Genomic DNA, 25,016 nt, shown 5'->3' with positions numbered 1-25,016 from the left:
GTTCGCTCACGCTCCTCTTTCCGAAAGCTCGGCGGCCTCGCGCAGCGCCCACGCCGGGAGCCGCTCCGCGAGCAGGCACATGGTCGCGCTGGGGAGGCGCACGTCGTTGCTGCCCACGAGCCCCACCACGCGCCCGTCCTGGTCGAACACCGGAGCGCCCGAGGTGCCCCGGCGGATCCGGCTGGCGTCGTCCCAGACGGTGATCGACGCGCCGCGCGCCAGCCCCTCCACCCAGCGCCGCTCGTGCGTGCAGAACGAGACCCGTTGCTCCGCGAGCGGGCTCCGCGCGAGAGGCAGGCGCTCGAGCCCCGCGACGATCCCGGCGAAGGAGGCGCCGGCGCCGGGCGGGACCGGGACGCTCTCCGGCAGGGCCCGCAGCAGCGCGAAGTCGGAGCACGGGTCGGCGGCGACCAGCGCCGCGAGCGCGACCTCTCCCGTGGCGGGATGGCGAAGCCGCACCGTCACCGGAGGCGCGCCCGGCGCGTCGGGGTCGGGCAGCACCACCTTCCCCTGGAGTCGCGGCAGGCAGTGGCAGGCCGTCGCGATCACGCCGTCGAGCAGCCGGAACCCCATCCCGGCGATCCGGTCGCCGACGAGCCCCTCGAGCACATCGACGAGCGCGCCCTCCGCCCGCTTCCGATCAAAGGCCATTGCAGGGGTCATTCTACCTCGAACGCGCGCGTCACAAGCCGCTCGTGCCGGCGGTTTCAGGCGGCGCCGGTGAGATAGGCGTGCGCCTCGCGCAGCCTGTCGGGAACCGGGATCCTCGCCGGGCAGACGGTCTCGCAGAGGCCGCACCCGCTGCACCGATCCGCGCCCAGCTCCGCGTCCAGGCAGGCCCGGCGGTACTCCTCGGCCGCGTCTTCCCTCGAGTCGAGCAGGGCGTCGTTGTAGAGCGAGAGGATCATCGGGATCAAGAGCTGGCTCGGGCAGAACTGGCAGACGCCGCAGCTCGTGCAGGGCACGCGCCGGCGGGTCGCGGGCGCGAGCTCCGGCGCTCCCGAAGACGTGCGGTCTTGCATCGACGTGGCCGTGGGCGCGGTCACGGGTTCTGGCGGGCCCCCACCTCGTCCCAGTCCATGCTCGCGAACGCCGCCGCCTCCGGGAGCCACTGGTCGGAGTAGAGGTAGACGGCGCCCGTGGTCGGGTGGACCAGCTTCTTGATGTCGGCGAACGGAGAGCCGGGCTCGCCGAGCGCGCCGAGGAAGCCCTGGATCTGGTCCGGCGAGAGGCCGAAGACCCGGTCGTCGAACACCGTGATCCTGGTCGGCGCGGGCATCACGCGCGAGCGGTCGCGCACCAGCTCGGCGATCGCCCAGCCCGGGTCGTTGGCCTTCGCGCGCATCATGATCTTGCCGTAGTTGCCGCTCAGGTAGGCGTTGGAGTGGTAGTAGACCTCGCCGCCCGGCCCGGTCACCGTCTGGATGTCGCCGAAGCGCGGATCGGCCTGCAGCTCGGCGAGGAGCGCGGCCCGCTTCTCCGGCTCCGGCCACGGGAAGAACCGCTCCAGATCGGCCGCGGGCGTGAGCGCGACGAACTGCGAGTCCCGCCGGATCTTCTCCACGATGGCGAGCCTGGCCTCCTCGACCAGGGCTTGCTCCGCCGCCTCGTTCCGGCCGAGGTGGGGCTCGGAGAAGAGGTAGATGCGGCCGGAGGGGGCCACGATCGCCTTGATGTCGGTGAAGCCGCCCTCGGCGGCCATCTCGGAGAGGAGGACGCTCAGCGCGTCCGCCGGCAGCTCCGGCGCCAGCGCCTGGATGAGGTGCTCCGGCGTGATCGCCCGCCTCGACTCGGAGTCCGACCGGACCGTGGCGGCGATCTGCGCCTTGAGCGCCGCCGGGTCGATCGGCGGCGCGTCCTGGGCGACGGCCCGGACGTCGGCGAACGGGGAAACGGTCGGGTCGAGCTCCTGCTCCGGCATGCACACCCCCACGCTCTGGAAACGCATCGGATCTTACCTCCGATGGGCGAGGCTCCAGCCAAGTAAAAGCCCCCGGGCCGGCCGTGGCCCGGGGGCTTTCGTGAAGAAGCTTCCTGTCGCCTACGCCGGGACGGTGATGCCCGCGGCGGTCATCTTCGCGATGAGGTCGCCGAGCCCGAGCTTGTTGAGCGTCTTCTGGGTCGGGAGGCCCGAGTTGAGATCCCAGCCGAGCTGCATGTAGGTCATGCTCTTGGCCACCTCGGTGTCGCCCACGGCCGGGATGTCGAGGTAGCTCGCCGCGGAGCCGCTGTTCCCGGCGGCGCCGCTGGTGGTGACGACCGTGCCACCAGCCCCGCTCACGGTGCTGTAGTTCCACGGGTAGGCGTAGTCGTGGCTCCACCGCATGTTGTTCCCGTCACCCTTCAGGCCGGTCGGCGCGAGCTGCGGCACGCCAGGGTTGGCCGGCAGCGTCGAGAGCGGGTTGTACTGGCTGTACACGGCGACGCCGCCCTCTTGGTAAGGCGAGGGCTGGAGCGTGTAGACGCTGTCGGGATTGGCCTTCTGCATCTGGATGGCGGTCAGGCAGCGCTGCAGGGTGAAGTTGCGGAGCGCCAGCGTCTCGAGGGCCATCATCGGCGTCGGGCTGTCCGGCACGCCGTCGATGATGGGGCTGTAGGCCGGCGCCCCGATGAGCGCCTGGACGAAGGCCTTCAGGTCCTTGCCGGTGACCGCCTCGAAGGTCTGCGCCTCGAGCGTCGGGTCACCGCGATACTTGCGCGTCGCGAGCGGGGAGGCCCAGACCGGGAGCGTGTAGTTGCACTGGGTGATGGCGTTGTGGAGCTCCATGTTCACCAGGGAGGCCGCCGCGAAGGCCGCGCGTCCCATGTTGAACGGGGTGTTGGTTCCGCTCTGGTCCCACCAGACGTACTTGCCCTGGGCCGATTCGTCGGGGCCGTTGAAGATCGACTGCCCCTTCGTGAAGAGCTCCTGGGCGATCGGCACCTTGAACGTCTTCTCGGGCAGGCCGTTGGTGTTGAAGTTCTGCAGCGTGTGGTTGTTGGCGTCGCGGTTGCGCTGCAGCATGTTGACCATGGCGCCGAGGCTGCCCTTGGTCTCGATGCCGTGGTGCTTGGTGTGCCCCATCTTGAAGGTGTTGAGGGCCGACTTGGTCTGCTGCGCGACCAGGAGCTCGGGCCAGCCGGGGAAGCCGGTGGTGTCGTCGCCCTGCGCCAGCCGGTGCGGCCCGATCCCGAGGTAGTAGCCGAGGGTGCCGTAGACCTGCACCCCGAAGGAGTTGGTCGCCGGATACACCGGCGTGTTCGGCGCCTTCACGGGCTCGTTGTTCACGCTGCTGATGTTCTTCGAGATGTAGGGGATGATGAACTGGATCCAGCGCGGGTCGCCGGCGTCGAGCAGGCCGAACGGGCTCTTGCCCGAGTTCCAGAGCGCCGTGGTGCGGAGCAGGGTCCACTCGGCGTCGGTCAGGTACTTCTGGAAGAGCGGGATCTTCGCGCCCGACGGGTTGGCGGCCGAGCCGAGCGGCGCCGGATTGTCCACCATCGCGGTGTAGGCCCACTTGAACGCGTAGATCCACCCCGCGTAGTCGTTCCAGAGCCCGTAGTCGTTCTCGAGGCTGTTGCCCGCGTAGATCAACATCATCGGGTTCGACGTCGGATCGTTGCCCGCCGTGTTGGTGTACGACGTGCCCACGCCCAGGTTACCGGCGCAGGTGTTCATGTTGTAGCGGGTGATGTTGTAGTTCTGCAGCTGCGGGTGGTCGGCCGCGATGTGGCAGCGGATGGGGCAGGCGTGGCAGCCGTCCATCCTCACCGTGCGCCGCATGCCCTCGTCGCCGTAGTCGTTGTAGCCCTTCTGCGTGCGCAGGCCGATCTTGTTGATCGGGCTCGGCGCGCCGTCGGTCGGGTGCTCGATGTCGGGGCAGTCGCCGAGGTCGCGGATCGGGGTGGCGGCGCCCCAGAACACGCCCTTGGCGCCGGTCCAGCGCGTGTTGGACGGCGAGTGCTCGGACCAGGGCTGCAGGCTCTTCGAGACCACGCCCTGGTTGTTGCAGCCCATCAGGCCCAGGTAGTAGTTCACGAGCGACTTCCACTTGGCCTTGTCGGCGGCGATGTTGACGGCGCCGGTGCCGCGCACGCCGATCGCCTTGAGCCGCTTCCAGCCCATGACGCTGCCGACCACGCCGGCGCGGTGGGAGCGGTCGGTGTAGACCGCGGAGAGGCGAACCAGGTTCTCGCCCGCCTGCCCGATGCAGGCCACGTGGGCCTCGGGCCCCATCTCGTTGACGATGTAGTTGTTGGAGAAGTAGATGCCCGAGCCCCAGATCATCGAGGCGTCCTCGAGCGTGGCCTTCCCGTCCTCGATGCGCAGCCAGACCGGCTTGGCCGACTGGCCCAGGATGACGACGGCGTCGAACCCGGCGTACTTGAGCTCGGGGCCCCAGTTGCCGCCCATCTGGCCGCCGTCCACCAGCTCGTTCGTGTGGATCGGGTGCAGGGTGGTGACCGAGGTACGCCCGGACGACGGGGAGCCGGAGCCGGTGATCGGGCCGACGCCGAAGATGATGCGGCACTGCTCGCTCCAGGACTTCGAGCCGACCGGGACCTCGTCGGTGAGGACCCGGTAGCCGATGCCGTGGCCGCCGAGGTAGGCGGTCATGTCGACCGTCCCCACCTGCTTCTCCTTCTTGTCCATCGGGTCCGACTCGTCCCAGAGGATCACGGGGAACGCGTTGGTCGGATAGGCCTTGCAGGTGCCCAGCGTGAGATTGACCCGGAGAATCTGTCCCGTCCAGCCGTAGCTCGTTGCCATTGTTCTACCTCGTCGGTAATTGAGTCAGATTGGTCGGAAAGGTCTCAGTGGCACTTGGAGCAGGTGGCCGCGACGTCCGGCGGCATCTGGATCGACGCGGGGACCGTCTGGCGCACCGGCGTGTAGGAGGTCTGGTCGGTCCAGGGCAGGTACTGCAGCGCGCCCGTGGTGCAGGCCGCGACGCACTCCGGCGCGCCGCCGCAGAGGTGGCACTTGTGCGCCTTGGTCCCCTTGGCGAGCGGCTCCCCGTCCAGCGAGGGCATCTGCCAGGGGCAGGCCTTCACGCAGACCCCGCAGCCCTGGCAGAGGTCGGTGTTCACCACCCGGGCGTTGACTGGTCCGACCACCTGGATCGCGCCGTGCGGACAGGCGAGCTGGCAGGGCACCGGGTGCGGGCACTGGAGGCAGGTGTTCTGGACGACGGTGAAGTTGCCGTAGAGCCCCTGGCCGGTCATGTCCTTGGCGCCGTTCACGCCGTAGAGCAGGTTCCGGTTGATCTTGATGTTGGAGATGGCCGGCTGCGCCATGGTGGAGGCGGCGGCGTCGGCGCCGGTGGGATTGGCCGGGTTGTTCCCCGGAGCCTGGTTGCCCTGGTTGAAGGCCACGCAGGCCGACTCGCAGCGGCGGCAGCCGACGCAGAGGGTGTTGTCGGCCACCACCAGCCCGTCGGCGTTCGCCACGAAGATCGGGCGCGGCGCGACGTTCTGGGTACTGGAGCTGCAGCCGTACTGGAAGGCGATGGCGCCCAGGCCGGCGATCCCCAGCGACTTGTTGAAGGTGCGGCGGCTGATGGTCGTGTGGATGAACTCACGAACCTGCTCGAGGGTCGTAAGCTCTTCCGGGATCGTCACGACTGGAAGCTGATCATTACCTGCCATTGGCTCTCTCCTCGCTGGGCTTCGAAGGCGGTCCCGTTGCGTCGTCGCTACGCAAGCTGCACTCGACGTGCCACGCCGCCGCACATCGAATGCGCGGCAGTTACGCTTGGTTGCGGGTGCGGGGCGAGGTGGGCGCGCGGCGGCTTCCGGCGCTAAGCCCAACTACCTGGGGATCTCACCATGTGCGTCGCCGCCGAGCGCGCGGCGCCGGCGAACGCTCACCGGCCGCGCGCCGGGACCCAGGAGATGACCGCCCAGTGGAACGTCCGCGGGCAGAGCTCGAGGCCGCCGGCGCGGGGCGAGAGCTCACGCGCGAGCCAGCCCCGCAGCCGCGCCAGCTCCTCGGGCGTGGGCTCGGGCACCATCCAGCGGAGCCGCTCCACCGCGTCGTCGAGCGTGTCGTACTGGCGGACCCCCTCCACCGCGATGAGCTCGACCGCGGCCTCGATGCCGAGCTGGCGCAGGAGGTTCGCGGGATAGACGTAGTCGGGGCCGGGGACGTAGCCGCGCCCCACCGCCGCGAGCACCCGCCGGTCGATGGGGCCGTCGCCCACCGGCGCGGTGACGAACACGCGATGGCGCGCGGCGGCGTCGAGCTTGAGGAGCGCGGCGCGCAGGTCGGGCACCGAGAGCGAGCGCGACGCCAGCGCCACGTCGCAGCTGCCGATCCCGAGCCCGGCCCAGTCGTCCTCCCAGGAGCCGAGCACCGGCGCGACGTTGTCGATTCCCTCTGCGGCACAGCGCTCCCGCAGGAGCTCCAGCATGCGCGGGGAGAAGTCGAGGGCGGTCACCGCGCGCACCCGGCGCGCCAGCGGCGCGGCCAGGGTCCCCGCCCCGCAGCCGACGTCGAGCACGGTCCAGGAGGGCTCGGGCCGCATCAGCTCGAGCATCCGCTCCACGTAGCCGCTCGCCGAGGCGTTCCGGGCGAAGGAGGGGGCGCGCCGGTCCCAGACCTCCTTGCCGCTCCGCTTCCCGGCCCGGAGCCGCGCGGCCTGCCAGGCCTCGTTCCAGTCGATCGGCGCGTCGTCCATCGCGGCGGACCGCCTCGCCTGGCGCACGGGGAAGGTGAAGTGATTCATTCTTCCTCCCTCGAACGGCCTAACCGGCCCCGGTTGGAGTATATTCGCTCACGCCGTACTGGGGGGAGCTCCGTTGAAGCGCAAGATCATCGTCGCATTGAGCGTATTCACGCTCGTCTTCCTCCTGGCCGGCGTCGATATCGCCCGCCGGATCGACGCGGCGACGACCGATCTCAATCACCTCATCACCCTCCACCAGGTCGAGATCCTGCGCGAGCAGTACCTGCTCCATTTGAAGCAGGTGGAGCTCGACTTCCTCCTCCGGAGCACCCAGGGCTCGCGCAACCTCGACGTGGTCATCGCCGACGTGGACGCGCTGGGCAAGCGCGTCGACTCCTGCTTCGCGTGCCACCACTCGGCCGCGGTCACCGAGCAGCTCAACGCGCTGAACGCGCAGACCGAGCTGTACAAGGGCGCCCTGCAGCGCAGCATGGCGCGCGCGCCGGGGCTCGCCTCGGTGGACGATCCGGCCTTCCCCATCGGCGAGAAGCTCATCGGCCAGGTCCGGGACATCGTCGACGTCACGACCGTGAGCCTGGAGCGGCAGACGCGCCGGACGGCCGAAGCCATCCGGCACGCGCAGCGCGTCCTCTACGCGCTCCTGGCGGTCGGCCCGGTGCTGGCGGCGCTGCTCGGCTACCTCTGCATCTCCGGCCTGACCCGGCAGCTGCGCGTCCTGCTCGCCTCGACGCGCAAGCTCAAGGGGGGCGACCTCGACCACCGCGTGGCGAGGCTCTCCGACGAGTTCCAGGAGCTCGCCGAGGCCTTCAACGACATGGCCGGCTCGCTCAAGGAGCACATGCTCCGGACGCAGCGGACCGAGCAGATGGTGGTGGTGGGCCAGCTCGCGGCGGGCCTGGCCCACGAGATCAAGAATCCCCTCGGCGGCATCAAGGCGGCCATGCAGGTGCTGGCCGACGAGGCGGAGCTCTCCAAGGAAGACCGCGACCTCGTGGGCGGGGTCTCCCGCGAGGTGGCCCGGCTCGAGTCGCTGATGAAGAACTTCCTCAACTTCGCCAAGCCGGGGAAGCCCCAGCTCACCGAGCTCGACGTCAACGCCCTCATCGACATGATCCTCGCCTTCCACGTGAAGACCCACGGCGGCGCGTCGTCCGGCGCCGCGCCGGTCACCATCACCCGGGACCTGCAGCCGGTCCCGGAGCTGCGGGCCGACCCGATGCAGCTCCAGCAGGTGCTGCTCAACCTCGTGCTGAACGCCGTGGACGCGATGCCCGAAGGCGGCACGCTCTCGGTCCGGACCTCCGCCACCGGGAGCGCCATCCAGATCGAGATCTCCGACACCGGGCGGGGGATCAGCCCCGAGCACGTGGAGAAGATCTTCCTCCCGTTCTTCACCACCAAGCCGAAGGGGACCGGGCTCGGGCTCGCCATCTGCAAGCAGCTCGTGGAGCAGCACGGGGGCGCCATCAGCGTCGCGCCCAACCCGGCGGGCGGCTCGATCTTCCGCGTGCAGCTCCCCAGCCCGGCTCCCACCCCGGTGGCGGCATGAAGGCCAAGGGGCGCATCTTCCTGCTCGACGACGACGAGCTCATCGTCTCGATCCTGGCGCGGTCGCTCAAGCACGAGGGCTACCAGGTCGAGGCGCGGTCGGATCCCGAGGGGGCGCTCGACCAGCTCCTGGCGTTCTCGCCCCACGTCGTCTTCCTCGATCTCAAGATGCCCGGCCGGAGCGGGATGGAGCTGCTGCAGGAGCTCATCGACGCCGGGGTGGGCGCGCAGGTGGTGATGCTCACCTCCGACGACAGCGCCGAGAGCGCGGTCCGGGCGATGAAGCTCGGGGCGGCCGACTACCTGACCAAGCCCTTCGACCTCGAAGAGGTGAAGCTGGTGGTCGCCTCGCTCATGGAGCGCGGGAGCCTCAAGCAGGAGGTGGGCTACCTCCGGAAGATCAGCTCCGGCCTCAACCAGCGGGAGCTCATCGGCACCTCCGACGCCCTCCGGCAGCTCAAGGAGAGCGCCGAGAAGCTGGCGCGGGCCGGCGTCCCGGCGGTGCTCATCACCGGCGAGAACGGGACCGGCAAGGAGCTCCTGGCGCGCCACGTCCACGGCCTGATGCACCGCGGAGAGGCGGACGATCGGGCACCCTTCATCGGCATCAACTGCGCGGCCCTCCCCGAGCACCTCATCGAGAGCGAGCTCTTCGGCCACGAGAAGGGGGCCTTCACCGACGCCAAGTCGGAGAAGAAGGGCATCTTCGAGCTGGCCTCGGGCGGCTCCGTGCTCCTCGACGAGATCGGCGAGATGAAGTGGGGGCTGCAGGCGAAGCTGCTGCGCGCGCTGGAGGAGTGGCGCTTCCGGCGCGTGGGCGGCCGGCACGACATCCCCATCGAGGCCACGGTGTTCGCCACCACCAACCGGAACCTCGACGAGGAGGTGCAGAGTGGCGAGTTCCGCATCGACCTCTACTACCGGCTCGCCACCTTCTGCCTGCGCCTCCCGCCCTTGCGCGAGCGCCCGGACGACATCCTGTCCATCGCGCAGCACTTCCTGGCCTTCTTCGGCAGGAAGTACGGCCGCTCCGGCCCCGCCGGCTTCTCGCCGGAGGCGAAGAGCCTGCTCCTCGCGCACGACTGGCCGGGCAACGTGCGGGAGCTGCGCAACATGGTCGAGCGCTTCGTGGTGCTGGAGAGCGGTCCGGTGATCACCCCCGAGCACCTGCCCCGCGAGATCGGCCGCCGGCAGGCTGCGCTCCCGGCTCAGGCTCCGGCTCCGGCTCAGGCGCCGGCTCAGGCGCCGGCGCCGGCAGCCGCGGCGGCCGTCGAGTTCAGCCTCCCCGATGGCGGGCTCTGCCTCGAGGACCTCGAGTCCACCCTCATCCTCCAGGCGCTCGCCAGGACCGGGCGCAACAAGGCCCAGGCGGCGAAGCTCCTCGGGATGACCTACGACTCGCTCCGCTACCAGGTGAAGAAGCTCGGGCTCGACTAGGCGATGGGGGCGGCGGCGATGCGCGGCACACTTTCGGAGAAGAGCGCCCTCGTCATCGGCGCGGGCGGGCCAGGCGGCGCGGCGGCGCTGGTGCTGGCGAGCGCCGGGGTGGGGCGTCTCACGCTGGTGGACGGCGGCGCCGTCGAGCCCTCGGACCTCACCCGGCAGCCGCTCTTCGGCGAGGCCGAGCTGGGGGAGCGGAGGACCGCGGCCGCCGCGCGCAGGCTCGGGCAGCTCTTCCCTGCCTGCCGGGTCGAGCCCCTCGACCGCCGGCTCGACGCGGCGAGCGCCGTCGAGCTCACGCGCGCCGTCGATCTCGTCGTGGACGGCGGAGGCGACGTCGCGGCCGCCTTCCTGGCGAGCGACGCGGCGGTCGCGGCGGGCCGGCCGCTGGTGCACGGCGGCGCGCTGCGCTACTCGGCGCAGCTCGTCACGGTGCTGCCCGGGACCACCGGCTGCCTGCGCTGCCTCTTCGAGGAGCCCCCGCCCGACGGCCCCGCCGGCTCGGGCGTGCTGGGGCCCCTGGCCGGGCTCGTCGGCGCGCTCCTCGGAGCGGAGGCGGTCCGCCTCCTCCAGGGCCGGCCCGGCACCTACGCCGGCAAGCTCGTGAGCTACGAGTCGCGCGGGGGGCGCGTCCGCGCCGTGCCGCTCCCGCGGCGGGAGGGCTGCCACACCTGCCGGACCGGCGCCGCTCCCCTCTCCGCCGTCGCAGGAGGCTGACCGTGCCCCTCTCCGAAGCCGAGGCCGCGCGCTACGCGCGCCACCTGAGCCTGCCCGGGTTCGTGCCGGTGACGCAGGAGTTCCTGCGCGCCGCCCGCGTCCACGTGGTGGGCGCCGGCGAGGTGGCCGGGCCGGCCCTGCTCTACCTCGCCGCCGCGGGGGTGGGCACGCTGCTCGTGGACGATCCGCAGGACCTCGGGCCCGAGGACGCCGCGAGCTGGCTGTACGGCGCGGGCCGGCCGGGCGAGCCGCGGGTCCTCGCGGCGATGGCGGCGGTGCGCGCCGGGACCTCGCTCTGCAAGGCCCGCCCGTACGCCACCGGCAGCGAGCCGACCGCGGCGCTCGTCTGCGCCGCCTCGCCGGCCATCGCCCGCGCCGCCGCCGCGCAGGCGAGGCTGGCCGGGCTGCCGCACGTGGTCGCGCTCGCCGACGGCGACGACGGCGAGGTGGTGACGGTGCCCGCCGGCGCCCCCTGCTACCAGTGCGCCACCCGGCTCGCGAGCGGGATGACGGCGCGGCCGGGCGCGTCGGCGGCGGCCCTGGGCGCGCTCGCCGCGCTCGAGCTGGTGCAGCTCCTGGCCGGCGTGGCCGACGGGCGCGCCGGCCGGCGCATCGATCTCGAGGCTGGGATGCCCCAGGTCTCCGCGACCGTCCGGGTCGCGGCCTGCGCCTGCGGGCGAACGAGGAAGTCGTGAGCTCGCCGGAGCGTCGCTCCGGACGAGACTGCCAGGATGCAGGACAGGAGGGTTCGATGAGCACGGCGACGCGCGGCGACAAGGTGAGGCTCCACTACACGGGGAGGCTCGCCGACGGGACGGTCTTCGACACCACCGAGGACGCCGGGAACACGAACTTCGCGAACTTCAAGGGCACCGGGGTCACCTTCGGGCCGACCGCCCTCGTCATCGGCGAAGGCGAGATGCCGCCCGACTTCGAGGACGCGCTCGTCGGGCTCGCGCCCGGCCAGCAGGCGACCATCACCATCAGGTCGGAGCGGGCCTTCGGGGCGCGCGACGAGGCGCGGGTGATGGTGCTGCCCATCGACGACTTCACTCCCCGGGAGCTCGGGCTGGAGCGCTTCCGCGTGGCCGAGGGGCGCCACCGCCCCAACAACTTCGATCCCAAGGTGGGCGACGTCTGGGAGGTGAGCGGCCCCGACGGCGCGAGCGTGCGGGCCCGGGTGGTCGCAAGGACCGACGAGACCATCACCCTCGACGCCAACCACCCGCTCGCCGGTCACGACCTCTTCTTCGACGTCCGGCTGGTCGAGATCCTCTGATGGTCCAGGGGACCGTCAAGTGGTTCGACCTCGAGCGGGGGTTCGGCTACCTCGCGCAGGACGCCGGCGGTGAGGACGTCTTCTGCCACTTCAGCGTGATCCTGGCGGACGGCTGCCACCGGGAGCTCGCCGAGGGGCAGAAGGTGGAGTTCGAAGTGTTCGACCGCGCCGAGGGGCTGGTAGCCGGCAACGTCCGCCGGGTCTTCGACGACACCGGCGCCCTCGTGACCGTGCTCTGCGGCGACGCCGTGCAGATCCGGGCGCTGCCCTACCGGCGGCGGAGCCTCGCCCCCATGGCCGAGCGGCTCCGCGCCTACGGCGAGGTCCGCGCCAGCGACTACCTGGTCCGCCTGCGCGCACCGCCTCACGAGCTGACCCTCTTCGACGACGGCCGCGCCATCATCAAGGGCACCAATGACGAGTCCCTGGCCCGGAGCCTCGTGGCCGAGTGGCTCGGGGTGCGCATCCCGGAGTGATCCCATGACGACGACCTTCCTCGAGGCGCGCGACCTCGTGCTCTCTCGCGCCGAGCCCCTGCCCTCCGAGTTCGTGCCGCTGCTCGACGCGGTCGGCCGCGTGGCCGCCGCCGACCTCACCACGCAGGTGGACTTCCCGCGCTTCGACAACTCGGCCATGGACGGCTGGGCCCTGCGCGCGGCGGACGCCCCCGGCCCGGTGGTCCTGCCGGTCTCGGGGTTCGTGCCCGCCGGCTCGCCCGGCACCATCCCGGTCGCGCCGGGCACCGCGGTCCGGATCATGACCGGCGCCCCCATCCCGCCCGGCGCCGACACGGTGGTGCCGCTCGAGGACGCGGAGGAGCGGGAGGGCGCGGTCCACCTGCCGCGGGCCCTCTCCGCCGGCGCCCACGTCCGCCACCGCGGCGCCGACCTGGGCGCGGGCCAGGTGGCCATCCGCGCCGGCACGGTGCTGGGCGCGCCGGAGGTGTCGTTCCTCGCCTCGGCAGGGCGGCTCACGGTGCCGGTCTTCCGCCGGCCGCGGGTCGCGATCCTCTCCACCGGGGACGAGCTGGTCGAGCCGGGCGCGCCGCTCGGCCCGGGCCAGATCCACGACTCGAACGCCATCGCGGTCGCGGCGGCGGTGCGGGAGGCGGGCGGTGTGCCGGTGGGGCTGGGGATCGCCCGCGACGAGGCCGAGCCGCTCCGCGCGCTCCTCACGCTCGGGCTGGGCGCCGACGTGCTGGTGACCACCGCCGGCGTCTCGATGGGCGACCGCGACCTGGTGCGCGAGCTGCTCGCCGAGCTGGGGGTCACGCCGATCTTCTTCACCATCGAGGTGAAGCCGGGCCACCCGACGGCGTTCGGGGCGCGCGGCGCCACCCTGGTGCTCTCGCTCCCCGGCAATCCGGTCTCGACGCTCATGATGTTCGAGCAGCTGGTGCGGCCGGCGCTCCTGCGCATGCAGGGCCACCGCCACGTGCTCCGCCCGCTCGTCTCGGCCGTCCTCGACGAGCAGCTCTCGCACCGGCCGGGCCGGGTCACCTTCTCGCGCGTGAAGCTCGAGCGGCGCAACGGCGTGCTCCACGCCCGCAGCGCCGGGAAGCAGGAGACCTCCTTCCTGCGCACCTTCCTCGACGCCGACGGGGTGGCGCTCCTGCCGCCCGGGCGCGCCGACGCGCCGGCCGGGATCACGGTGCCGGTCCAGCTCCTGCGGCCGGGGTTCGCCCCGGAGCACGGGTGAGGAGCCGCCGATGACCGTCGACGAGACGCGCGCGGCCGGGGCGGTGGTCGAGATCCTCGACGCGCTCAACGGCGACCGGCTGGTGGGGCTGGGGGTCGCGCTCCCCGGCGGCGCCGTCGCCACCTCCTGCCAGTGCCTGCCCCGGCCCACCGGGAACGCCACCCTCCCCGATCCCGACGCGCCCGGCATCCTGGTGCTGGTGCGGATCCGCCGGCCCGGCACCGACCGGCGCGCCTTCGCCATCGTCACCTACGCCGAGCCGTGCTCGGGGCTGGCGCTCCTCGGGAGCGCGACGGCGGCCGGGCTCACGGTGCCCGACGAGCTCAACCCGGCCCTGCGCGTCGAGGAGCTGCTCCAGGAGCTCGCGCCCGCCCTGCCGGAGCCGTCGCCGAGCTGGGAAGGGCCGGTCCGTCTCGGCGCGCCCGGTGGGGCCTTCGGCGCGGGGGAGCTCCGGGGCGCAACGCTCTTCGCGCCGGGGCTGGCGGAGCTGCTCCCGGGCGCCCCGGTCCTCGGGGAGAGCGGCCGCGCGATCGGGATCGTGAGCCACGGCGGCGCGTCCGCCGCGCTCTGCCGCTTCTCCGAGCACCTCCCCGCCGCGAGCCTCCTTGTGGCGACCCCGTCTTAATCACTCGTAAACGTTTGGTCCCTCGCGACCAGTGCATAGCCTCCCCTCTTACCGGCGCCTTTGCGCGCCGAGCGAGCCGGGCGCAATCGTCCGCCTTGGACGGTTCGAACGCCGTGCGAGCAAAGATCGGAGACGACGATGGCTCCCTCTGATTCCTCGCGACCGGAAGGCCTGCTCACCCTGCCCGCACAGCCCGGCGCCCCCCGTGATCCGACGGCCCTCTCCTGCCTCCGGTGTCAGCTGCTCGGACGGCGCAGGCTGCTGTGCACCCGCGTGGACGCCTGCCGCACCGTACCCCACGTCTACGCGGTCGGTCCGATCCTGCTCGCGGGCTGGCTCGTGACCCTGGCGGCCTTCCTGTTCGCGGTCTGGGGCTGAGGCCGCCGGTTCGGGCCCTCGTCTCCGGCGCTACCGCGGCCTCTCGAACGCCCGCCGCGCCCGCTCGGCGCTGGCCCGGAACGCGCAGCCGTCGAGGTGGTCGTTCACGATGCCCACCGCCTGCATGAAGGCGTAGAGGGTGGTGGGGCCGACGAAGCTCCAGCCGCGCCGGCGGAGGTCCTTCGAGAGCGCCACCGACTCGGGCGTGGTCGCCATGCCCCGGAGCGCTTCCCAGGTGAGCCGCCTCGGGCGCGAGGCCGGCTCCGGCTCGAACCGCCAGAAGTAGGCCGCGAGCGAGCCGGCCTCGTCGCGGAGGTCACAGGCGCGGCGCGCGTTGTTGATCGCCGACTCGATCTTGCCCCGGTGCCGGACGATGCCCTCGTCGGCGAGCAGGCGCGCCACGTCGCGGGCGCCGAAGCGGGCCACCTTCTCGACGTCGAACCCGGCGAAGCCGCGCCGGAACGCCTCGCGCTTGCGCAGGATGGTGAGCCAGGAGAGGCCCGCCTGGAAACCCTCGAGGCAGACCTTCTCGAAGAGCCGCACGTCGTCGGCGGTGGGCAGGCCCCATTCGCCGTCGTGATAGGGCAGGTACTCGGCGGCGGACGCTCCCCAGGAGCAGCGGAGCTTGCGGTCGGGGCCCGCGGCGAGCCCGGCTGGCGTGGTCACGGCCCCCATCCTAGCAGCGCGCCTCCTGGCGCGGGCGGGGGCGGCGGCGCCCGTCTCGAGCGCCGCGGCCGAGACCGCCGGCGCAAAGGCCGACCCGGGCGGCCGGAGCCGCCCGGGTCGGTACGGGCCCCGCGCGCGGGGGTAGTTGCTTGCGCGGTGCCGCGTTCTACGCGTCCTGCGTCGCGACGGACGCCGGACGCCGGGGAGCGCGCGTCAGAGCGCGCCGAGCACGGCGGACAGGATCCCGCCGAGCGCCAGCAGCGCCTGCAGGCCGCTCTTGAGACATCGCCGCTTCATGAGCCCCTCCTCACCCGCGCGCTCCGCCGCCGTCCGGGGCGGAGGCGGCCGCGGGCGGCGCCTCGGCCGCGCGGGTCCGCTCCCGCCAGCCGCCGCCGAGCGCCTTGTAGAGCTGCACCAGGTTCGTGAGCCGGGCCTGCTCGGCCTGGATGAGCGCCTGCTCGGTCCGGTACAGGTCCTGCTGCGCGGTGAGCACCGAGAGGTAGCTGTCGAGCCCCTGGCGATAGCGGAGCTCGGCCAGCTCGAGCCGGCGACGCTCCGCGCCCACCGCCCCCGACTGCGCCTTCACCTGCTCGCCGGCGAGGGCGCGCGTGGCGAGCCCGTCCGCCACCTCGCGGAAGGCGACCTGGATGGCCTTCTCGTACTGGGCCACCTCGAGCCGCTGCTGCGACCGCGCCGCGTCGAGGTTGGCCCTGTTCCGGCCGCCGGTGAAGATGGGGAGGTTGAGCGAGGGCGCGAAGCTCCAGGTCCCGGAGCCGCCCGAGAAGAGCCCCGAGAGCTGCGCGCTGCTCGTCCCGCCGAACGCGGTCAGGGTGATGGACGGGAAGAAGGCGGCCCGGGCGGCGCCGATGGAGGCGTTGGCCGCCACGAGCGCCTGCTCCGCCTGCAGCACGTCGGGCCGCTGCGTCAGGACCTCGGAGGGGACGCCCGCGGGGAGCTCGGCCAGGAGCCGCTGCTCCGAGAGCGGCCGCGGCGGCGGGAGGTCGTCCGGGAGGGAGCGGCCGACGAGGAGCACGAGCGCGTTCCGGGCCCGCGCGGCCTGCTCGGCCTGGCTCGCCACCGCGGCGCGCGCGGTCTCCACCTGCCCCTCGGCCGCGCGCAGGTCGAGCTCCGAGCGCCGCCCGACGTCGTGGGCGCGCCGGGTGAGCTCGCAGGTGGCCTGGACGGCCTCGAGGGTGCGCCGCGCGAGCGCGAGCTGCTCGTCCGTGGCGCGCTCGGCGAGGTACTGGGCCGCCACCTCCGAGACCACCGCGAGCTGCGCGGCCCGCCGCGCCTCCCCGGTGGCGAGGTACTGCGCCCGGGCCGCGTCGGCGAGGCTCCGCACCCGGCCGAACAGGTCGAGCTCGTACGCCGACACGCCGGCGCCCACGCTGAGCTGGCTCGAGGTGACCGCCTGGCCGGTGCCGCTCAGGTCGGCGGGGACGCGCTGGCGGGTGAAGCTGGCGCTGCCGCCCACGCTCGGGAGGAGCGGCGCGCGCTCGATGCGGTACTGCGCCCGCGCGAGCTCGACCCGCTCGACCGCGACGCGCAGATCGCGGTTCTCCTCGAGCGCCAGCGCCACCAGCGCCTGCAGCCGGGGGTCCTCGAAGAAGTCGCGCCAGCCGACGTCGGCGGCGGCGACGCCGCCCGCGGGCGCGGTCGCGCCGGGGGTCGCGGGCCAGTCGCGCGCCACCGGCGCGTCGGGCCGCTGGTAGCGGGGAGCGAGGGTGCAGCCCGCGAGCAGGAGCAGGCAGGGGACGATGCGGGACAGGGGACTAGACATCGGCGCGCCCTCCGGAGGCGGCGATCGCGGCCGGTGGGGGCGCGGCCACCGGGACCGGCCGCTCCGCCCCGGCGAGGCGGCGGATGACCACGAAGAAGACGGGGACGAGCAGGACGGCGAGGAAGGTGGCCGAGAGCATGCCGCCGATGAGGCTGATGCCGATGGCGTTCTGGCTGCCGGCGCCGGCGCCGCGGGAGAGGGCGAGCGGCAGCACGCCGAGGACGAAGGCGATCGAGGTCATGAGGATGGGGCGGAGCCGGAGCCGCGCCGCCTCCAGCGCCGCCTGCACCAGCGTGCGTCCCTCCCTCCCCTCGAGCTCCTTCGCGAACTCGACGATCAGGATGGCGTTCTTGGTGGAGAGGCCGATGGTGGTGAGCAGCGCCACCTGGAAGTAGACGTCGTTCGAGAGGCCGAAGGCCCAGGCGGCGCCGACCGCGCCGAGCACGCCGAGCGGCACCACCAGGATGACGGCCAGCGGGATCGACCAGCTCTCGTAGAGCGCGCAGAGGCAGAGGAACACCACCAGGAGCGAGATGGCGTAGAGCGCGGGCGCCTGCGAGCCAGAGAGCCGCTCCTCGAAGGAGAGGCCGGTCCACTCGTAGCCCACGCCCGGCGGCAGCTGGCGCGCGAGCCGCTCCATCGCCGCCATCGCCTCGCCGGAGCTCCGGCCCGGCGCGGGCGCGCCGAGGATCTCGAGCGAGGGCACGCCGTTGAAGCGCTCCAGCCTGGGGGAGCCGGTGGTCCACCGGCCGGTGGTGAAGGCGGAGAAGGGGGTCATCTGCCCCTGCGCGTTGCGGACGTAGAGCCGGCTCACGTCCTCGGGGCGCATCCGGTACGGCGCGTCGGCCTGCATGTAGACCTTCTTGATGCGCCCGCCGTCGAGGAAGTCGTCCACGTAGCTCGTGCCCCAGGTCGAGGCGAGCGTGGCGTTCACGTCGGCGAGCGAGACGCCGAGCGCCGAGGCCTTCTGGCGGTCCACGTCGATCTTGTACTCGGAGGTGTCCTCGAGCCCGTTCGGCCGCACGCCGGCCACCCCGGCCTCGCCGCGGACGGCGCCGAGGAGCTGGTTGCGCGCGGCCATGAGCGCCTCGTGCCCCACCCCGCCCCGGTCCTGGAGCTGCAGGTCGAAGCCGGTGGCGTTGCCGAGCTCCATCACCGCCGGGGGCGTGAAGGCGAAGGCCAGGGCGCCGCGGTACTGCGCGAACGCGCCCATGGCCCGGCCCGCCACCGCCGCGGCCTTTAGCCCCGGCGCCTTGCGCTGCGACCAGTCCTTCAGGCTCACGAAGGCGATGGCCACGTTCTGGCCGCGGCCGGCGAAGCCGAACCCGTCCACCACCAGGACCGACTGCACCGCCTCCTTCTCCTGCTGGAGGAAGTAGTCGCCCACCCGCCGCGAGACCTCGCGGGTCTGCTCGAGGGTGCTGCCGGGGGGCAGCATCACCTGGGCGAAGACCACGCCCTGGTCCTCGTCGGGCAGGAAGCCCGAGGGCAGGCGCAGCAGCAGGAAGGCCATGGCGCCGGCGAGCGCGCCGTAGACCAGCAGGGCGCGCCCGGTGCGGCGCAGCACCCGCGCCAGCACCCCCTCGTAGGACTCGCGGGCCCGGTCGTAGTTCCGGTCGAACCAGCCGAAGAAGCCGCCGGCGCGGTGCCCGCGCTCGACCGGCTTCAGGAAGGTGGCGCAGAGCGCGGGGGTGAGGATCATCGCAACCAGCACCGAGAGCACCATCGCCGAGACGAGGGTGATCGAGAACTGGCGGTAGATGACGCCGACCGACCCGCCGAAGAACGCCATCGGCACGAAGACCGCCGAGAGCACGAGCGCGATGCCCACGAGCGCGCCGGTGATCTGCCCCATCGACTTGCGGGTGGCCTCCCGCGGCGAGAGCCCCTCCTCGGCCATCACCCGCTCGACGTTCTCGACCACCACGATGGCGTCGTCCACGAGGAGACCGATGGCGAGCACCACCCCGAACATCGTGAGGGTGTTGAGGGTGAAGCCGGCGGCGGCGAGGACGCCGAAGGTGCCGAGCAGCACCACCGGCACCGCGATGGTGGGGATGAGCGTGGCGCGCAGGTTCCCGAGGAACACCAGCATCACCAGGAACACGAGCGCGATGGCCTCGAGCAGGGTCTTCACCACCTCCTCGATCGAGAGCCGGACGAAGGGGGTGGTGTCCATCGGGTACTGCACGCTCACGCCCGCCGGGAAGAAGGGGGAGAGCTCCTTCAGCCGGGCGCGCACCGCGTCGGCGGTGGCGAGGGCGTTGGCGCCGCTCGCGAGCTTCACGCCGATGCCCGCAGTGGGCCGGCCGTTGTAGCTGGTCTCGATCTCGGCGGTCTCGCCCGCGAGCTCCACCCGCGCCACGTCGCGCAGGTGCAGCTTCGAGCCGTCGGGGTTCACCCGCAGGAGCACGTCCTCGAACTCGGCCGCGGTCCGCAGGCGGGACTGGGCCGTCACGGTGGCGTTGAGCCGCTGGCCGGGCACCGCCGGCGCGCCGCCGAGCTGGCCGGCGGAGACGAGCGCGTTCTGGGCCTGGATGGCCCGGCTCACGTCGGCCGGCGTGAGCCCGTACTCGAGCAGGCGATCCGGCTTCAGCCAGACGTGCATCGAGTACTGCGAGCCGAAGAGCATCACCTCGCCCACGCCGTTCACGCGGCCGAGGGGATCGACGACCGACGCCGCCGCGTAGTCGGCGAGGTCGGCCCGGCCGAGCCGGCCGTCCTCCGACACCAGCGCCGCGATGAGCAGGAAGTTGTTGACCGCCTTCGTCACCCGCACGCCCTGCCGCTGCACCTCCTGCGGCAGGAGCGGCATGGCGAGCTGCAGCTTGTTCTGCGTCTGGACCTGGGCGATGTCCGGGTCGGTCCCGGCGTCGAAGGTGAGGGTGATGGTGGCGCTGCCGGTGGCGTCGCTGGTCGCCGACATGTAGCGGAGGTGGTCGAGCCCGTTCATCTTCTGCTCGATCACCTGCGTGACGCTGTCCTCGACCGTCTTCGAGGACGCGCCGGGGTAGGTGGCGCTGATGCTGATGGTCGGCGGCGCGATGGCCGGGTACTGCGCGATGGGGAGCCGGAGGATCGAGATCGCCCCCGCGACCATCACCACGATGGCGATGACCCAGGCGAAGACCGGCCGGTCGATGAAGAACTTGGACACCGTGTGCTCGCTTTCGAGGAGGGCTCAGGGCACCGCGGCCAGGGCGGGGGCCGCGACCGGGCGGACCTTGGCGCCCGGCCGGATCTTCTGCAGCCCCTCCACCACCACCCGCTCGCCGGGGGCGAGGCCCGCGGCCACCACCCAGCTCGCGCCCACGGTGCGGCCGAGCCGCACCTCGCGCGCCTCGATCTGATCTCCGGCGGCCACCACGAAGACCGTCGCCCGGGCGCGCGCGTCGCGCTGCACCGCCGACTGCGGCACGGTGAGGGCCTGCGGCTCGACCCCCTCCTCCACGCGGGCCCGGACGAACATGCCGGGCAGGAGCTCGCCCTTCGGGTTCGGGAAGAGGGCCCGCAGCGCCACCGAGCCCGTCCCCGGGTCCACCGTCACGTCGGAGAACTGCAGCGCGCCAGCCTGCGCGTACTCGGTCCCGTCCTCCAGCACGAGCTTCACGCGCGCGCCGCCGCCGGCCCGGCTCAGCCGCCCGGCCGCGAGCTCTCCGCGCAGGCGCGCCAGCTCCGCGCTCGACTGCGTCACGTCCACGTAGATGGGGTCGAGCTGCTGGACGGTGGCGAGGAGCGTGGCCTGGGCCTGCTGCGCGTAGGCGCCCTCGGTCACCGCGGCGCGGCCGATCCGGCCGGTGAGCGGCGAGGTCACGTCGGTGTAGCCCAGGTTGATGCGGGCGCTCTGGACCGCGGCGCGGGCCGCGGCCACGTCGGCGTCGGCCGCCTTCCGGGCCGCGAGGGCGTCGTCGCGCTCCTGGCGGCTCACCGCCTTCGCCTCCACCAGCGCGGCGGTCCGCTCGTCCTGCAGGCGCGCGGAGGCGGCGCTCGCCTCGGCGCGCGCGAGCTGCGCCCGGGCGCTGTCGAGCGCGGCCTGGTAGGGCGCGGCGTCGAGCTGGAAGAGGCGCTGCCCCGCCTTCACGTCGGCGCCCTCGGTGAAGAGGCGCCGCTGGACGATGCCGCTCACCCGCGCCCGGACCTCGGCGATCCGGTAGGGCGAGGTGCGCCCGGGGAGCTCCTGCGTCAGCGCGACCTGCGCCGGCTGGACGGTCACCACCGCGACCTCGGGGAGCCCGCCGGCCGGCGGCGGCGCCGCGCGCTTCCCGCCGCAGCCGGCGGCGGCCACGAGCGCGCCGGCGAGCGCGAGTCGCGCGCCAAGGCGGTGGACGCGCCGGGCGAGGCCTTTGCGCCGGGCCTGGAGCGGAGGGAGGTGGGTGCGCTGCTGCATCGGATCTTCTCCTTCGGAACGGGTCGCCGCCGCCCTGTGCACGGCACGTGCCGCGGGCGCGAGCCGCGCCGGGCGCCGCTGGGCGGCGCGGCGGGGGCCTTCACCTGCTCGCCGCTCCGACAGCCCTGTGCGCCATCCCGACACCGGGAGCCCGGCCGGACGCCGCCGCCGGAGCTACAATCGGGCCGGGGCGACGCCGCCCGGCCCGGGGCCGCGTGGCGCGCCTCCTGCACCGAGCCCGCCCATGCCCCCGCCGCGCCCCAGCCTCTCCGAGCCCGAGCTGCACGCCGTCGCCGAGGTCCTCGGGGACCCCGACGAGACGGTGCTGCGGCTGGTGCGCAGCCGCTTCGTCTGGCTCGTCATCTGGCCGATGTGGTTCGCCGTGCTCGGCTGCTTCGTGGCGGGCGGCTACCCGGTCGGCCGCTGCCTGGCGTTCGCCGGCGCCCTGATCTGCCAGGCGCCGCTCGCGATCCTGGCGAGCCGGCCGGGTCCCTGCGGCGAGACCCGGTGCGAGCTCGCGAGCGCCCTGCTCTGGACGTCCACCCTCCAGAACATCTTCATCGCTGGGGTGACCGGAGGCCTGCACAGCCCGATCGCGCTCGTGCTCTTCATGAACTTCACCTCGCTGTACTCGCGCTACGGCGGGTCGCGGGCCGGCCGCGCCGCCCTGACGCTCTCGTGCGGCGCGGTGCTCGGGCTGGCGCTCCTCCCGCGCGCCTGGCTCGGCCCGGTGCTGGCCGAGCCCTGGTTCACGGTGGCGGCCACCCTGGCCGCGCTCGGCACGCTCACGATCCACTCCCACTTCGTCGGGGCGCTGCGGCGGACCGCGGCGAGCGCGGTGCACGAGGCGCTCCGGGCCCGCGACGCGCTCGCCGAGCAGGCGCTGGCGCGCGCCCGCGAGCTCGAGCTCGTGGGGTCGAAGCTCTCGCACGAGCTCAAGAACCCGCTCACCGCCATCAAGGCGCTGGTCCAGATCGCCCACCGCTCCGCCCGGGACCCGCTCCTCGAGAAGCAGCTCGGGGTGGTGGAGCAGGAGGCGGAGCGGATGGCGGGGATCCTCCAGAGCCACCTGCGCTTCGCGCGGCCGCTCGAGCAGCTCGCGCCGGTGGACGTGGAGCTGGCCGAGCTCGCCGACTCGGCGCTGGCCCTGCTCGAGGGGCGGGCCCGGTCGGCCGGGGTGGCGCTCTACCGGAGCGGCCGGGCCCGCGCCACCGTGGACCCGCAGCGGCTCCGGGGCGCGCTCGTGAACCTGGTGGCGAACGCGATGGACGTCTCGCCGCGCGGAGGCCGGGTGGAGGTGCGGGTCTCCGAGGAGGCCGGGGCGGTCGCGCTCGCGGTCGTGGACGGCGGCCCCGGGATGGCGCCCGAGGTGCTGGAGCGCGTCGGCACGCCCTTCTTCACCACCCGCGAGCAGGGGACCGGGCTCGGCGTGGTGCTGGCGCGCTCGGCCTTCGAGCAGCACGGCGGGACGCTCGAGTACCGGAGCGTCCCGGGGAGCGGCACCACGGCGCTGGGGACCATCCCGCGCCCGCGGGCCGGGTGAGGAGGACGACGATGGCCCGCGTGCTGCTGGTGGACGACGAGCCGGGCGTGCTCTTCGCGCTCGAGTCCCTCCTGACCTCTCGCGGCGACGCGCCGGTGGTCGCGCGGAGCGGCGAGGAGGCGCTGGCGAGCCTCGACGGCGTGGACGCCGTGGTCTCCGACTTCGCCATGCCGGGGATGAACGGCCTCGAGCTCCTGCGCGCCATCCGGGAGCGCGACCCCGCCCTCCCCGTCATCCTCCTCACCGCCCACGGCTCGGAGCGGATCGCGGTGCAGGCCATCCGCAGCGGCGCGTACGAGTACGTGACCAAGCCCTTCGACATCGACGAGCTCTCCACGGTGCTCGACCGCGCCCTCGAGGCGCGGGCGCTGCGCGTGCAGAACCGGCAGCTCCAGATGGAGCGCTCGGTGGGGCGGCGCGTGGTGGGGCGGTCCGCGGCGATGCAGCGCCTCCTCGCGCTGATCGCGCGGCTCGCCCCCCGGGACCTCACCGTCCTCGTGCGCGGCGAGACCGGCACCGGGAAGGAGCTCGTGGCCTCGCTGCTCCACGCCGGCGGTCACCGCGCCGAGCGGCCGCTGGTGCGCTTCAACTGCGCCGCCATCCCGCCCGAGCTCGCCGAGGCCGAGCTGTTCGGGCACGCCCGCGGGGCCTTCACCGGCGCCACCCAGGCCCGGCGCGGCTTCTTCGGCAAGGCGGACGGGGGCACCCTCGTGCTCGACGAGATCGGCGAGCTCCCCGCCGGCGTGCAGGCCAAGCTCCTCCGCGTGCTGCAGGACGGCGAGATCCAGCCGGTCGGGACCGGCACCGTGGAGCGCGTGGACGTGCGGGTGGTGGCCTCGACGAATCGCGATCTCGCCGCCGAGGCCCGCGCCGGGAAGTTCCGCGAGGACCTCTACTACCGGCTCGCGGTGGTGGAGCTGGTGGTCCCGCCCCTGCGCGAGCGCCGGGAGGACATCCCCGAGCTGGCGGCCGAGTTCGCCCGGCGCTACGGCGAGCGGTTCGAGCTGCCCGGCGTGACCCTCGCGCCCGAGCTGCTCGACCGGCTCGCCCGCGCCGACTGGCCGGGCAACGTGCGCCAGCTCGAGAGCTGCGTCGCCCGCATGGTCGCGCTCGGCGGCGGCGAGGTGATCGGGCCGGAGGCGTTCGAGGCGCAGGAGGGCGCGGAGCCGGCCACCGGCGAGGGCACCCTCCACCAGCAGCTCGAGGCCCTCGAGCGGAGCATCCTCGCGCGCATGCTCTCGACGACCTCCGGCAACCAGTCGGAGGCGGCGCGCCGCCTCGGCGTCAGCCGCACCGCGCTCATCGACCGGATCAAGAAGTACGGGCTGTCGGGCTGAGCCCCGGGCCCGGAGTCGGCGAGAGCGGACGCGCGGCAGCGACGGTCGACGGGCGCGGCTCGCCCCTCCCCGGACCGCGCCGTTCGACGGGAGCCCGTACCATCCGGTACAGTCGTCCGCACCGCCTGGAACACCCGGCGGCGGTGGCGGCGCGCAAGTGCGCGAGATCACGTGGGCACGTGGCTTGCTCACGGTCCCTGCGAGCCGCACGGAGCGGCGTTCAGGAGAACGAGATGAACGTGAAGATCCTTCTGGCCGGCGCGACGCTGGCGCTGACCGCCTCTGGCCCGGCGCTCGCGCAGGACACCAGCGCGCCCGCGACGACGTCGCCCACCGCGATGCAGCAGGCGCACGACGCCATGCACCAGGCGATGATGGACCAGGCCGGCATGCCGATGCACGCGGCCACGCTCCCGGATGGCTCGAGCGCGGCGATGGCCGGGATGCCCGGGCGGATGGGCGCGCCGAGCGCGGCCGCGTCGGCGGATGCGATCGCGAAGCAGCACGCGATGCATCCCGGGATGACCACCGACCCCGCGCACGCGGCCGCCGCCAACGCCACGGTGATGGGCACCATGATGGGAACGCAGTCCACCACCGGCAGCGACCACATGCAGGGCAGCACCACCGCGGCCGGCATGATGCAGACGATGGGGCAGCACGGCGGCATGATGGGCGGCTCGACCCCGGGCGGCATGATGGGCGGCACCACCGGCACCACGGGCGGCTCGACGCCGGGCGGCATGATGGGCGGCACCACCGGCACGACCACCACCACGGGCGGCTCGACCCCCGGCGGCATGATGGGCGGCACCACCGGCACGACCACCACCACGGGCGGCTCGACCCCCGGCGGCATGATGGGCGGCACCACCTCCACCACCACGACCACCGGCTCCACCCCGACCGCCGGCGGCATGATGGGCAACGTCGCCGCGCCCCTGAAGTAA

20 protein-coding genes and 1 pseudogene are annotated in these 25,016 nt (G+C 73.3%); 11 read left to right on the top strand and 10 right to left on the bottom strand.

All coding sequences use genetic code 11. The annotated features are described in order from the left end of the window. Positions 1–6: 6 nt before the first annotated feature. The 6 genes from AMPC_RS16235 to AMPC_RS16210 form a co-directional block, all read right to left on the bottom strand. A complete protein-coding gene (locus AMPC_RS16235) occupies positions 7–651 on the bottom strand; it encodes a S1 family peptidase (RefSeq protein ID WP_248342460.1) in 645 nt (214 codons plus the stop codon). 56 nt (positions 652–707) lie between these two features. Beyond that, the gene (locus AMPC_RS16230; protein WP_248342459.1) at positions 708–1,046 is read right to left on the bottom strand and encodes a 4Fe-4S dicluster domain-containing protein; all 339 of its coding nucleotides are present in this window, start codon (positions 1,044–1,046) and stop codon (positions 708–710) included. Continuing rightward, complete coding sequence (locus AMPC_RS16225; RefSeq protein WP_248342458.1) at positions 1,043–1,948, bottom strand: hypothetical protein; 906 nt, start codon at positions 1,946–1,948, stop codon at positions 1,043–1,045. Before AMPC_RS16225 ends, AMPC_RS16230 begins: the two co-directional genes overlap by 4 nt. 93 nt (positions 1,949–2,041) lie before the next feature. Then, on the bottom strand, positions 2,042–4,750 hold the full coding sequence (locus AMPC_RS16220) for an aldehyde ferredoxin oxidoreductase N-terminal domain-containing protein (RefSeq protein ID WP_248342457.1): 2,709 nt from the start codon (positions 4,748–4,750) through the stop codon (positions 2,042–2,044). 44 nt (positions 4,751–4,794) lie between these two features. Beyond that, a complete protein-coding gene (locus AMPC_RS16215; RefSeq protein WP_248342456.1) occupies positions 4,795–5,601 on the bottom strand; it encodes a 4Fe-4S dicluster domain-containing protein in 807 nt (268 codons plus the stop codon). Positions 5,602–5,846: 245 nt separating this feature from the next. After that, complete coding sequence (locus tag AMPC_RS16210; RefSeq protein ID WP_248342455.1) at positions 5,847–6,707, bottom strand: class I SAM-dependent methyltransferase; 861 nt, start codon at positions 6,705–6,707, stop codon at positions 5,847–5,849. Positions 6,708–6,780: 73 nt separating this feature from the next. Here AMPC_RS16210 and AMPC_RS16205 point away from each other — a divergent pair, with 73 nt between their 5' ends. From AMPC_RS16205 to AMPC_RS16170, 8 genes and pseudogenes are all read left to right on the top strand, one after another. Then, complete coding sequence (locus tag AMPC_RS16205) at positions 6,781–8,217, top strand: HAMP domain-containing sensor histidine kinase (protein WP_248342454.1); 1,437 nt, start codon at positions 6,781–6,783, stop codon at positions 8,215–8,217. Next, positions 8,214–9,653: a sigma-54-dependent transcriptional regulator gene (locus tag AMPC_RS16200; RefSeq protein ID WP_248342453.1), complete on the top strand. Its 1,440-nt coding sequence runs from the start codon at positions 8,214–8,216 to the stop codon at positions 9,651–9,653. Before AMPC_RS16205 ends, AMPC_RS16200 begins: the two co-directional genes overlap by 4 nt. Positions 9,654–9,671: 18 nt before the next feature. Then, positions 9,672–10,373 (top strand): HesA/MoeB/ThiF family protein, encoded by a 702-nt coding sequence (locus tag AMPC_RS16195; RefSeq protein WP_248342452.1) that lies wholly within the window; start codon positions 9,672–9,674, stop codon positions 10,371–10,373. 2 nt (positions 10,374–10,375) lie between these two features. Further along, positions 10,376–11,068 (top strand): HesA/MoeB/ThiF family protein, encoded by a 693-nt coding sequence (locus tag AMPC_RS16190; protein ID WP_248342451.1) that lies wholly within the window; start codon positions 10,376–10,378, stop codon positions 11,066–11,068. A 56-nt stretch (positions 11,069–11,124) separates the two neighbouring features. Continuing rightward, positions 11,125–11,652 (top strand): FKBP-type peptidyl-prolyl cis-trans isomerase, encoded by a 528-nt coding sequence (locus AMPC_RS16185; RefSeq protein ID WP_248342450.1) that lies wholly within the window; start codon positions 11,125–11,127, stop codon positions 11,650–11,652. Beyond that, positions 11,652–11,855, top strand: a pseudogene (locus AMPC_RS16180) (cold-shock protein); the annotation flags it as partial. The gene AMPC_RS16185 and the pseudogene AMPC_RS16180, both read left to right, overlap by 1 nt. Before the next feature lie 277 nt (positions 11,856–12,132). Next, complete coding sequence (locus AMPC_RS16175) at positions 12,133–13,350, top strand: molybdopterin molybdotransferase MoeA (RefSeq protein ID WP_248342449.1); 1,218 nt, start codon at positions 12,133–12,135, stop codon at positions 13,348–13,350. A 10-nt stretch (positions 13,351–13,360) separates the two neighbouring features. Then, positions 13,361–13,975 (top strand): hypothetical protein, encoded by a 615-nt coding sequence (locus AMPC_RS16170; protein WP_248342448.1) that lies wholly within the window; start codon positions 13,361–13,363, stop codon positions 13,973–13,975. 408 nt (positions 13,976–14,383) lie between these two features. On the opposite strand, the gene AMPC_RS16165 is transcribed toward AMPC_RS16170, so the two are convergent. The 4 genes from AMPC_RS16165 to AMPC_RS16150 form a co-directional block, all read right to left on the bottom strand. Further along, the gene (locus tag AMPC_RS16165; protein ID WP_248342447.1) at positions 14,384–15,019 is read right to left on the bottom strand and encodes a DNA-3-methyladenine glycosylase I; all 636 of its coding nucleotides are present in this window, start codon (positions 15,017–15,019) and stop codon (positions 14,384–14,386) included. 307 nt (positions 15,020–15,326) lie between these two features. After that, positions 15,327–16,799 (bottom strand): efflux transporter outer membrane subunit, encoded by a 1,473-nt coding sequence (locus AMPC_RS16160; RefSeq protein ID WP_248342446.1) that lies wholly within the window; start codon positions 16,797–16,799, stop codon positions 15,327–15,329. Further along, entirely contained in the window at positions 16,792–19,956 is a 3,165-nt protein-coding gene (locus tag AMPC_RS16155; protein WP_248342445.1) for an efflux RND transporter permease subunit, read from the bottom strand. The genes AMPC_RS16160 and AMPC_RS16155 overlap by 8 nt, the downstream gene beginning before the upstream one ends. Positions 19,957–19,980: 24 nt before the next feature. Then, positions 19,981–21,186: an efflux RND transporter periplasmic adaptor subunit gene (locus AMPC_RS16150; RefSeq protein WP_248342444.1), complete on the bottom strand. Its 1,206-nt coding sequence runs from the start codon at positions 21,184–21,186 to the stop codon at positions 19,981–19,983. Positions 21,187–21,430: 244 nt separating this feature from the next. On the opposite strand from AMPC_RS16150, the gene AMPC_RS16145 reads away from it, so the two are divergent. The 3 genes from AMPC_RS16145 to AMPC_RS16135 all read left to right on the top strand — a co-directional run bounded on the left by AMPC_RS16145 (position 21,431) and on the right by AMPC_RS16135 (position 25,016). Further along, entirely contained in the window at positions 21,431–22,729 is a 1,299-nt protein-coding gene (locus tag AMPC_RS16145; protein WP_248342443.1) for a sensor histidine kinase, read from the top strand. A gap of 11 nt (positions 22,730–22,740) precedes the next feature. After that, positions 22,741–24,066: a sigma-54-dependent transcriptional regulator gene (locus AMPC_RS16140; RefSeq protein WP_248342442.1), complete on the top strand. Its 1,326-nt coding sequence runs from the start codon at positions 22,741–22,743 to the stop codon at positions 24,064–24,066. Between the two features lie 239 nt (positions 24,067–24,305). Continuing rightward, on the top strand, positions 24,306–25,016 hold the full coding sequence (locus AMPC_RS16135) for a hypothetical protein (protein WP_248342441.1): 711 nt from the start codon (positions 24,306–24,308) through the stop codon (positions 25,014–25,016).

Source organism: Anaeromyxobacter paludicola, from assembly GCF_023169965.1.
GTDB classification, from domain to species: domain Bacteria; phylum Myxococcota; class Myxococcia; order Myxococcales; family Anaeromyxobacteraceae; genus Anaeromyxobacter_B; species Anaeromyxobacter_B paludicola.
This window is presented reverse-complemented; position numbering and strand designations above follow the sequence as displayed.

Coding starts and splice junctions, on each gene's coding strand:
- AMPC_RS16175 (WP_248342449.1), top strand. CDS start 12,133: ATGACGACGACCTTCCTCGAGGCGCGCGACCTCGTGCTCTCTCGCGCC.
- AMPC_RS16235 (WP_248342460.1), bottom strand. CDS start 651: ATGGCCTTTGATCGGAAGCGGGCGGAGGGCGCGCTCGTCGATGTGCTC.
- AMPC_RS16150 (WP_248342444.1), bottom strand. CDS start 21,186: ATGCAGCAGCGCACCCACCTCCCTCCGCTCCAGGCCCGGCGCAAAGGC.
- AMPC_RS16170 (WP_248342448.1), top strand. CDS start 13,361: ATGACCGTCGACGAGACGCGCGCGGCCGGGGCGGTGGTCGAGATCCTC.
- AMPC_RS16225 (WP_248342458.1), bottom strand. CDS start 1,948: ATGCGTTTCCAGAGCGTGGGGGTGTGCATGCCGGAGCAGGAGCTCGAC.
- AMPC_RS16140 (WP_248342442.1), top strand. CDS start 22,741: ATGGCCCGCGTGCTGCTGGTGGACGACGAGCCGGGCGTGCTCTTCGCG.
- AMPC_RS16185 (WP_248342450.1), top strand. CDS start 11,125: ATGAGCACGGCGACGCGCGGCGACAAGGTGAGGCTCCACTACACGGGG.
- AMPC_RS16200 (WP_248342453.1), top strand. CDS start 8,214: ATGAAGGCCAAGGGGCGCATCTTCCTGCTCGACGACGACGAGCTCATC.
- AMPC_RS16210 (WP_248342455.1), bottom strand. CDS start 6,707: ATGAATCACTTCACCTTCCCCGTGCGCCAGGCGAGGCGGTCCGCCGCG.
- AMPC_RS16195 (WP_248342452.1), top strand. CDS start 9,672: ATGCGCGGCACACTTTCGGAGAAGAGCGCCCTCGTCATCGGCGCGGGC.
- AMPC_RS16160 (WP_248342446.1), bottom strand. CDS start 16,799: ATGTCTAGTCCCCTGTCCCGCATCGTCCCCTGCCTGCTCCTGCTCGCG.
- AMPC_RS16220 (WP_248342457.1), bottom strand. CDS start 4,750: ATGGCAACGAGCTACGGCTGGACGGGACAGATTCTCCGGGTCAATCTC.
- AMPC_RS16145 (WP_248342443.1), top strand. CDS start 21,431: ATGCCCCCGCCGCGCCCCAGCCTCTCCGAGCCCGAGCTGCACGCCGTC.